Origin of the sequence: Accumulibacter sp., assembly GCF_031732815.1 — a bacterium.
Taxonomy (GTDB): domain Bacteria; phylum Pseudomonadota; class Gammaproteobacteria; order Burkholderiales; family Rhodocyclaceae; genus Accumulibacter.
The window spans coordinates 1-9,145 of the sequence record NZ_JAVMKF010000027.1; the positions used below are offsets into that span (position 1 = coordinate 1).

Sequence of the window (9,145 nt, forward strand, 5' to 3'; positions counted from 1 at the left end):
GCTCATGGCGTACCGCTCCGCGGCTTCTGGACTTCCCGCAGACGGTCGCGCGTGGTGTCGCCCTCGAAGACGCCGCGCGAGCCGGCAGCGCGGGTGCTGTGGCGCTGGATGATCGCCATCGCCGAGTTGCCGGCCAGCGTGCGCCGCAGCTCCAGCTCGGTCTTGAGGTTGTTGATCTCCTGCTCCAACGCGCTGTTCTCCTGGTCGACCGCCCGCACGGCCAACTCGTTGGCGGCCACGTTCGGCTCCTTCTTGCCGGTCAGCAACGTGCGTTGCAGCAGCAGGGCCTTCTCCAGCACGCTGGACAGCGCAGCCTCGGACGCGAGGCGCCGGCCCAGCACGTCCTGGTCGGGTTCGTCACGCAGGGCCTCGATCACGCCGCGGGTGATCGGCAGCGAGCTGCTGCCGGCTGCGTCGAGATTGGCCAGCGTCGTCGGCCGGGCGCCCGTCACCAGTTCCTGCAGCGCCTGCAGCTTGGTCTCGTACTCTTCCTGGATCATTGGCGTCAGCCCGACGCCAGGCGTGGTCTGGGTCTTCGTGCAGTTTTCGCAGGTGCGCTGCTCGCGTTCGCCCAACACGCGGGTCGCCCAGTCCGCGGCCGCCTGGGGCGACGACCAGGTTTGGCAGGTCAGGCGGTTGCCGCAGGCGCTGCGCGCGATCGACGAGGTATCGGTGGCGCTGCGCCCGTTGAGCAGGTTGTAGCCCGCGCGCGTCACATCGCCGACCACCTTGATCGAGCTCTGACCGGAGCCGCCCGCGTTGCCGCCGCCGACCCATGGCACGCCGTTGTTTCCTTTGTTGGACTCGGCCTGCTCGATGGCGGAGACGGCATCGGTGCTGCTGACCGCATCCCGCAGCGCCATCCCTTCGGCGAGCTGGTCCCAGCCGGCCTGGCCGCCGGCCATGTCCGCCATGCGATTGGCGATGGCGCGGCAGGTCATCTTCGAGCGGTCGAAATCCAGGCGCGCCTGCAGGATGCCGTTGGTGAGCAGGTTGTACAGGCCCGGGTCGGCGCGCTGGATGATCAGGGCCGGCAGCGAGGCCACGGCGCTGGTGGCGTTCTGGATCACGTTGCTCATGATCGTCTGGAAGCCGTTGGTGATGCCGTTGAGCTGGTTCTGCAGCGTCGTGGTGATGCTCATGTCGCCGCAGATCAGGTTGCTGTTCCAGCCGACGCCGACGCCGATGCTCTGCATGTTGCCGGCACCACCCATCGACACGGCCCGGCCGCCGCCGATGCTGTAGAGCACGTCGTCGCCGATCACGCTGCCGCTGACGTTCACGCCATTGGGGTCGATGCGGGTCTGCGCCCAGGCGACGCCGACGACCAGCGTGATGGCCGGCACGAGCAGCGTGGCCCGCAGGGGCGACTTCGCCCGGCGAAGAAAGTCAGGGAGGGAGGCGTTCATCGTGGGTTCCTCACATGAAATCGACGCTGCCGAGGAAGACCTGGCCACGGCGCCGGCAGCAGGAGTACGGCCGCCACAAGGCCCAGGCGTAGTCGCCCTGCTGGGCCTGCACGCGGGTGCGGCTGTGCGGGAAGACCACGCAACTGTTCGAGAGCGTGGGCGTCAGCTCCTGCCACTTGCCCGTCGAGGCGTCGGTCTCCATCAACGCGCCGGCCGGCCAGTACCCGTCGCGGGCGTTGGCCAGCAGTGGCTGGTACACGTGAATCTGGTTGCGGCGCGTCACGATGTCGCCCGCGCGCTGCGCGACCACGGCGCCGCTCTTGTGATCGTCGGTCTGGTGCAGGAAGCCACCGCGGGGATACACGTTGCCCCAGAGGTTCAGGCCGGTGCGCGTACCGATTTCGCGCCGGCCGGGGATGAGCGCTTCGGGGTAGAACGCTTCCGGGATGTTGTAGCGCCAGGCGATCGTGTCGAGCGTGCTCAGCAGATACGGCATGAAGGCCGTGCCAGCGCCTTCGCAGGTGTAGCCGGAGGCGCTGGCGAACTGGCTGAACACCATCCCGGCCGGATGGCCGATGACATCGGCGTTCTTGAACTTGGCGAGGTTGTTCTCGTTGTCGTGATTGGTCGTGCCGTCACCGCCAGCCTTGGCGGTCGGGTTGGGCATGCTCATCGCCCTGACTTCCAGCCACGGGTTTTCGCCGGTGTTCGAGTAGCTCGACACCACCGCATCGGGGACGTAGTGGCGCACCTTGACGGAAGTGCGCACCGAGCAGCCGAAGGGCGTGCAGTACAGCCAGTAGCAGATTCCGACCACGCGGTATTCGAGGCAGTCGGGGGACAGCGCCGACGAGACGATGGTGGCGGTGTCCAGGGCGAACGTCGACGTGGCCGTGCCCAACAGCAGCGAGGCGACGGTGGCGCGCAGGCGCCGGGATGCCAGCAGGAGGCTCATGGCTGTGTGCTCCGGTAGGCGTTGATGCGCGCGACTGCGCGGGCCACGTCGGGCTCGCCGTAGACCACATAACGTCGATCGACCACCACGGCGGGAATCTTGGCGATGCCCAGTCCCCAGGCATCCGCGACACCTTGGTAGGCATGGCCGATGCGACGCTGCAGCGCCTCGCCACCGTCATGCAACCGCTGCCGCACCACGGCTGTGGCCTGTTGCGGGTCGGCCGGCAGGTGCGCGGCGAGTTCGACCTCGATGCGCGTGGCCTGGTCCAGCTCGATGATCCGCACGCCGGCCGGGGCCTGCACCGGATGACGGCTGTCGGTGACGACGAGCACATCGGCTGCTGCAGTCTGGGTGAACAAGAACAGCACTGCCCACAGTCCGGGCGCAATGCTGATGGTCGGCAGCCGGGGCGAAGCCTTGAAGAAGGGGACCGGCATATCGGGCGTCCTTGGAGTCGATCAAGGTCACAGTCGACTTCAAGTGCCAATGTGGCGCGACAAAGAAACCGCATCCGGCCTCTGCCGGTTTTATGCTCTATGCCGTTGTGAGCGTTGTGTTTGCCTCCTGCCGGAGGCGGAGTTCAGGTGCGGGACGCTGGGGTGCCAGCGAACCCAAGAAACGCGTGATGTAAGCGAATCGGCATCGACGGCTTGGAGCGTGCATGTAGGCTCTGCCAAGTCCCGTCACTGATGTCGCTCGGGGCGAGGCAGTCTGAGCGCGAAACTCGTCTCAAGTAAGCGTTGACGCCATCCGCGGATTCCGAAGGCGAGCCGGAGAGAACATAGCCCACCATGAAGCCGATTGCGTGGTTCTCTCCGTACTTCTCCCGGACGAATCGATCCATGCCTTCGACCACGTACTCGCGGCACAGGTGGGTGTCCGACCCGGCAATGCGTTTGCATTCGATGACTGCATGCGGGTCATGCTCCTGCGTGCGGAGGAAGACTTCGATCAACATCAGAGGAATATCGGTGCGCCCGTCCGGCAACACCACGCTTGCTTTGGATCGCGACTCAGTTCCAGGCAGCACGATCAGCTTCCATGGGGAGTTTCTTAGCGCTCCACGCATTCCATCGCGCAGGCGCTCCGTCATGAGCACCTCGCCAGCGTTGGCATTCACGTCCTCGGCTGCGCATGCTCGCTGCCAACCTGCGGCCAGTGTCAGCAGAATGACCGCCACGACCTCAGGCCCCAGTTCAATGAACTCTCTGCCCAATGCGGGAGGTGTCTCATAGGGAATCCTCAAACTTTGCCCCCTGAAAAGCTCTCCGCGACCACTGCATCGGCATCTTCCAGTGCCGCTATGCCCATCCAGTGGCGCCGCGCTGCTGGCTTGATGATCACGACTTCGTTGCGCCCGTGTACACGCAATTCCCGCTCTGCACTGAGCGCGGTCGCGATCTTGACTTTCAGGCGCCTGCCGATACGTGTCAGTACGTCGCCCAATTCGCCTTGTGGCGCCACGACGCTCACGCTCGCATTGCCCGGTCCCTCTTCCAAGACAAAGCGCACGACGCGCAAGGCCGAACTGCTTGGCAAGTCGAGCACTTCGGCGCGCATGTGCCGCTTATTGCGAACGGAAAGCCAACCCTCGATAACGGACAGGAACGTCTTGGCATACGCCGCGACCTCAGTACGGCTGTCCGAAGGGAAAATGGACGACTCGCGACCGCTTTCCCATTGCCACCCGGCGCGTAGAAGCCCGTCTCGAATAACAACTCGGTCAGCATCGTTCAGCTCGTACAGGTCGAAGACTGCCTCATCCAATGCGTTCCACTCTTCTGCCTCGACTTCACGTTCGCGCAGCGCCTTCTCCAACACCAACAAGCGCTGGCCAGCCTGCGACCTCACGGCAGATGTGAAGTCGGGCACCGGCAGGAAGGCGACGTCGCGCATCAGCAGCTTTCGCTTGTAGATGCCGAACTCGGAGGCCGTCAAACCGAAGAACCACGATGCCAGCGCGGAACTCAGGATCGCTGCGAGCAGATGCGCCGTTTGCTTGTGGCCTGAAGGCAGTGACGCGGCGAAATAAGAGTCCGTGAAGACAAGGTCTCGATCGGCCACAGCAACCAGAGCCCGCGGGTGACCCACCACCATCTCTTTGACGATCAACAGGGGGGCTCGGTAGGTGTCGCGAGAGCGTGGCCACTGTGCTTTCGAGCGGTTGTACGTCAGAAGATCGTCGGGAATGCAAAAGTGCTGCATGTCGTTGGCCTGCAGCAGTTCCAAGCCTTTCATTTCACGCGCATCGCGCGTCTGGTTCGCAGGACTGCCTTGAGTCAATCCATCGCGGAATTTTGTGCCGAGTGATGCCAGTCGCTCGCCCAGGCCTTGATGCACCGATGTCAGCTCCTCCAACAAGAGAAGATCGCGGCGACGACCTACGGCAGCAGCCTTCAATTTCAGTGGTTGCCTCTCGATCTCACCCAGGCTCAACTTGATGACGTCACTCGGCGCCACTTCGAACGAATGAGTCCTTGCGCCACTCGGCGTCCACGGAATCTGAACGACCGTGATCTGATCCGCCCGCTGAGTCGGCCGATGACGTGCAAAGAGGACCACCGCTGGCATCGTTGCGGTCGCAAAGAGCCAACTGCATAGGTTGGACAGGTTGACCAAGGTGACAGGGGCCAAGGTGCTCATGACATGCTGCGCCGCCGCCATGCCCGTCCCGCTGCGGCTGAAGAATGGCGTCGCACTGAGAATGACGCCGAAACGCGTCTTCCCATGCGAAAACTCTGCCGCCCGCAATACGAAGTCGAGACCTTCTCCGCGCGGCTGCGCGGGAATGCCCGCAACCCTGGTCTTGCGCCGCGCTTCGGTTCCTGTCTGCCCTTTAAAGCTCCAAGGGGGATTGCCTACGATCAGGTCGAACTGCTTCAGTCCTGTCGGCGTCGCCAGCACGGCCTTGCCATCTCCATCACGTTCGACCGTACGAGCGTCACCGACGAGCAATGTCCTGCCGATCAATGGCTGGAACTTCAGGGACTGCGGTGGCTGCGGGTCAGGGTCCAGCTCAAGCGCTGCCAGGTACAGGCTGAACGCAGCGACGCGAATCGCGGCTTCGCTAATGTCCACGCCATAGACTTGCCCGTAGAGCGTCGAGCGGATCAGTTCCCTCGTGGGCGGCTGACCTTGCGAGCGAAGATGAACCAAGCGCCGCAGCGCTTCGACCAGGAAAACACCGGAGCCGCACGTCAAATCCAGCACCGACTCCCGTCCCGATAGGCCATCCATGACCTCATCGAGGATCAGCGAGACGACGGACAGTCGCGTGTAGTGCACGCCGTTTCGCAACGCTTCTGTGCGCTTTCCATCCGTCCGCGGCTCAGCGTGCGCAAACTGCTCGTAGATCGAGCTGATGAGCTCGACCGGAATCACGTCGAACTGGTAGGGGAAGAAACTGAGCTGCCCGCTTTCAGGATCGACAGCCTCCAGGAACTCCGCAACCCGCGTCAAATGGTGAGCGGCTGGTGTCGTTTTCACCGACGAGGGCGGAAACATGTCGCCGTTGAAGGTCTGGGCCAGCCATGCGAACAGCTTGTTGGTCGCTGGCCGGTCTCGCAGGATCGCCGGCAACGCCGTGCGGCCGCATACCCGCTTCAACCGCGCCGCACTGACGATCTCGCGGTCAATCAGGTACTGGGTGAAGATCACGCGCCCGATCAAGGCCTGCGCCGCATCGCGCGCGAGATTGCCTGCGACCAAATCGCGTTCGAGACATCCAAGGTCGGACAGGAGCTTCTGATCGACGCTGGTCTTGCGATCGATGGCCGGCACCTGGGCCCAGAACTGGCCCGTCTCGATCGCCAGTCGGCCGGCTAACTCGTCCAGTTCATGGAGCGAAGCTTCGATGTTCTCGAAACGCCGAATCAAATGTCTCTGGGCATCGCCTTCTTTCGCGGGCGTGCCGAAACCGTTGTACAGGTCGATACGCTGCGGCGAGATCACCCACAGCAACGGCGCGAACCCCTCGTTCCAGACCTCTCGTCGCCACTGGCTGACCAGATCGTCTGCAGGCGCGCTTTGCTCAAACTTGAAGTAGACGGTCAACGACGACGCGCTGCGCCACAATGCGTCCGGAACAAAAACGCGGCCGTGGCGCGAGGACTGCGCCTCGGCCCCCAACCGAAGACCGGGCGCGGGTTGCCCGTCCGGCAGGTAGCCGGTTGCGGCGAGCACCTGTTCCAGCGTGGCAGTGTTCACGCCCTACTCCGGATAGCTTCGGGTGGAAACGGCAACGCTGCCTGGCTCGGCGTCGGGACGATCGGCAGCATGTGCTGCTGAAGCCGCATGATCAACGGATCGAGCGGGATGACGAGAGTCGGTTGCGTCGGCGCCGGCCCAATCCCCTCGGGGCCGATATCGCACAGGGTCGCCGAAGTGGCCGTCACGAACGCCACGGACCCATTCAGCGCCAATGCGCTACTCGTGCCCAGCAACCGAAAGAGCGCGTCAACGCCGACGCTGACGGTGGCGATGTGCACTCCCAACGAGCTGACCAACTCATTGGTAACGGCCAAGCCTAGGAGATCGGCGAAGGTGAATCGGGCAGCCTTCCCGGTCTTGGACGCCAAGTAGGGCACGGTCTTGCGCCAATGCCGCACCGTTTCGACGGACACGCCGGTTAGCGTGCGCATCTGATCCTGAGTGTACTGGATGGCGGTGACGGCAGACATTCGCGTTGCTGGCAACTAGAAAATATGCAGATTCTGCCATGTAAAGGTGTGCTGCTCAACAGGTAAAGGTCGGTTCAGCCGCCTATCCCACAAGCCTTCCAAGCTTCCGAAAGTCGCGACCATCAGAGCGCATCGCGAACGTGTGGATAGGGGCAAGACGCAAGGCGCCCCCGGAAGGGGCGCCTGCGGACTACAACAAGCCGGCTTCGGCGAACGAGTACGGGCTGCCCTTGCCGACGATGAAGTGATCCAGCACCCGGACATCGACGGTGGCCAGGGCGCTCTTCAGCCGCTCGGTGATCGCACGATCAGCGGCCGAGGGCTCGGTGTTCCCCGAGGGATGCTGATGCGCCAGGATCAGCGCCGAAGCGTTGAGCGCCAGCGCACGCTGGACCACCACCCTCGGATACACCGAAGTCTGGTCGACCGTGCCCTTGAACAGCGGCTCGAAGGCGAGCACCTGGTGCTGGTTGTCGAGAAACACGACGGCGAAGATTTCGTTCGGCTCCGCGACCAGTTTCAGGCGCAGGTAGTCGCGCACGGCGGCGGGACTGCCCAGCGCCGGACCGGCCTTGAACACGCGGTTCTCCAGCAGGGTGATGGCCTGCCGGATGATCCAGTCTTCGTGCTGGGCGGCGATCAGGGTGAGCGACTCCGGGCGGGAGTCGGCGATGACAAGAGACATGGCGAACCTCCAATGGATGAGATCGGAGGGCGCCTGCCCCTGGAGGGCAAACCCTCCTGGGGACGATGGGGATGGAGCAGCTGACGAGCGGGCATCCGCCACCGCGGATGCGGTGGCTGTTCGCGTCAAGGGATGCGATGCGAACGGGTTTCGATCAACGCGGACAAGCCGCGCCGCAGCCTTGAAGATCGATGGCTACCTGGGCATGTCACCGGCAACGCCGGCGGGCATGTCTGGGGGATGGGCGGGTTCGGCCACGGTCGTGTTGCCGGCGGCGAGCAGGTCGATGGCCGACAGCAAGGCATCGCCTTCGACGGGACCGTGCAGCAGGAGGGTCTTGCCGGACTCGCGGTCGCGCAGTTGCAGGGCCGGCGTGGCCGCGATGCCCTGCTGTGCCGCTTCCGCCGACTGGGCACGGATGACGGCATCGGGGCGATCGCTGTCGAGACAACCCTGCATGGCTGGCGTGAGGTCGGGATAGCGCAGGCCCTCCGGCAGGCCCTGGCCGTCGCCACGGGTGTTCGAGTAGAGCCACGCCACGGCCTGCCAGAACGTGGCATGTCCGCCCGTCTCGCCCGCGCACTCGGCCAGGCGTGCCCCGGCAGTCGCGGCCGGCTCGTGCATGGACAGCGGCAGGTGGTGCCACTGCCAGTTCACCTCGGGATGGGCGTCGACCCAGCGCTTGAGCGCGGGGAAGTAGGCCCGGCAGTACGGACACTCCAGGTCGGCATAGCCGACCACCGTGAAGCGCGCATCGGCACGGCCATACAGCCAGGGCGGGCCGGCCGGTTTCGGCGCTTCGGACCCGGCGGCGGCCAGGGGCATGGACTCGGTTGCCGGTTGCGGCGCGCGCAGCAGCATCCACGAGGCCACCGCAATCGTCGCCACGATCAGCAGACCGATCCAGGAATGACGGCGGGCGAATGAAGGCAGGCGCATCGTGTCGCTCCCGTCAGGCCAGCGTGTCCAGCGCCAGCGGTTCGATGCCCCGCGCACGGTCGATCTTCTCGGCCACGCGGAAGGCGGCATCCAGCTCGCTGATGCCGTGCTGCTGCATCAACTGGAAGCGTTCGGCCTTCTCCTCGGGCTCGGTCATCGCCATCGCCAGGTAGAGGCTGGGCGGCACAGCGCGGAACAGCACTTCCATCGACTTGGACAGGATGACGCCCTCGCTGAACTTGCCGGCCTCCTTGCGTGCCGAGAGCATCAGCGCCTTCTGCGAAGCGTTGAGTTCGCGGAAGCGCGCGATCTTCTCGACTTCATCGGGTGGCATCGACAGGCAGATCCACCACTCGATCATGTTGAGCATGGGCTCGGCCGCTTTCGGCAAGTCGTCCAGGTTCTGCGTGGCGAGCCAGAACCAGGCGCCGAGCTTGCGCCACATCTTGGTGATCTTGACCACGTAGGGCGCGAG

At 64.6% G+C, this 9,145-nt stretch carries 8 protein-coding genes and 1 pseudogene; all 9 read right to left on the minus strand.

The features are described 5' to 3' along the window. Positions 1 to 2: 2 nt before the first annotated feature. Positions 3 to 1,409 (minus strand): integrating conjugative element protein, encoded by a 1,407-nt coding sequence (locus tag RKP46_RS02245; protein ID WP_311105123.1) that lies wholly within the window; start codon positions 1,407 to 1,409, stop codon positions 3 to 5. A 10-nt stretch (positions 1,410 to 1,419) separates the two neighbouring features. Beyond that, complete coding sequence (locus RKP46_RS02250) at positions 1,420 to 2,364, minus strand: TIGR03756 family integrating conjugative element protein (protein WP_023436227.1); 945 nt, start codon at positions 2,362 to 2,364, stop codon at positions 1,420 to 1,422. After that, positions 2,361 to 2,804 carry a TIGR03757 family integrating conjugative element protein gene (locus tag RKP46_RS02255; RefSeq protein ID WP_311105124.1) on the minus strand — a complete coding sequence of 148 codons (444 nt, stop codon included), beginning with the start codon at positions 2,802 to 2,804 and terminating at the stop codon, positions 2,361 to 2,363. The genes RKP46_RS02250 and RKP46_RS02255 overlap by 4 nt, the downstream gene beginning before the upstream one ends. A 143-nt stretch (positions 2,805 to 2,947) precedes the next feature. Then, positions 2,948 to 3,583: a hypothetical protein gene (locus RKP46_RS02260; protein WP_311105125.1), complete on the minus strand. Its 636-nt coding sequence runs from the start codon at positions 3,581 to 3,583 to the stop codon at positions 2,948 to 2,950. Positions 3,584 to 3,609: 26 nt separating this feature from the next. After that, a complete protein-coding gene (locus RKP46_RS02265) occupies positions 3,610 to 6,573 on the minus strand; it encodes an N-6 DNA methylase (protein WP_311105126.1) in 2,964 nt (987 codons plus the stop codon). Further along, positions 6,570 to 7,046 (minus strand): MerR family transcriptional regulator, encoded by a 477-nt coding sequence (locus RKP46_RS02270; RefSeq protein WP_016446149.1) that lies wholly within the window; start codon positions 7,044 to 7,046, stop codon positions 6,570 to 6,572. Before RKP46_RS02270 ends, RKP46_RS02265 begins: the two co-directional genes overlap by 4 nt. 190 nt (positions 7,047 to 7,236) lie before the next feature. Beyond that, positions 7,237 to 7,731, minus strand: a complete 495-nt coding sequence (radC, locus tag RKP46_RS02275; RefSeq protein ID WP_003292123.1) for a RadC family protein — start codon at positions 7,729 to 7,731, stop codon at positions 7,237 to 7,239. A 195-nt stretch (positions 7,732 to 7,926) separates the two neighbouring features. Continuing rightward, positions 7,927 to 8,670: a thioredoxin domain-containing protein gene (locus RKP46_RS02280; RefSeq protein ID WP_311105127.1), complete on the minus strand. Its 744-nt coding sequence runs from the start codon at positions 8,668 to 8,670 to the stop codon at positions 7,927 to 7,929. Positions 8,671 to 8,683: 13 nt separating this feature from the next. Continuing rightward, positions 8,684 to 9,145, minus strand: a pseudogene (locus RKP46_RS02285) (conjugative transfer ATPase); the annotation flags it as partial.

What these genes read in the sequence shown, in the direction of transcription:
- RKP46_RS02245 (WP_311105123.1), bottom strand. Translation starts at nt 1,409, where the DNA reads ATGAACGCCTCCCTCCCTGACTTTCTTCGCCGGGCGAAGTCGCCCCTG.
- RKP46_RS02270 (WP_016446149.1), bottom strand. Translation starts at nt 7,046, where the DNA reads ATGTCTGCCGTCACCGCCATCCAGTACACTCAGGATCAGATGCGCACG.
- RKP46_RS02280 (WP_311105127.1), bottom strand. Translation starts at nt 8,670, where the DNA reads ATGCGCCTGCCTTCATTCGCCCGCCGTCATTCCTGGATCGGTCTGCTG.
- RKP46_RS02250 (WP_023436227.1), bottom strand. Translation starts at nt 2,364, where the DNA reads ATGAGCCTCCTGCTGGCATCCCGGCGCCTGCGCGCCACCGTCGCCTCG.
- radC (WP_003292123.1), bottom strand. Translation starts at nt 7,731, where the DNA reads ATGTCTCTTGTCATCGCCGACTCCCGCCCGGAGTCGCTCACCCTGATC.
- RKP46_RS02255 (WP_311105124.1), bottom strand. Translation starts at nt 2,804, where the DNA reads ATGCCGGTCCCCTTCTTCAAGGCTTCGCCCCGGCTGCCGACCATCAGC.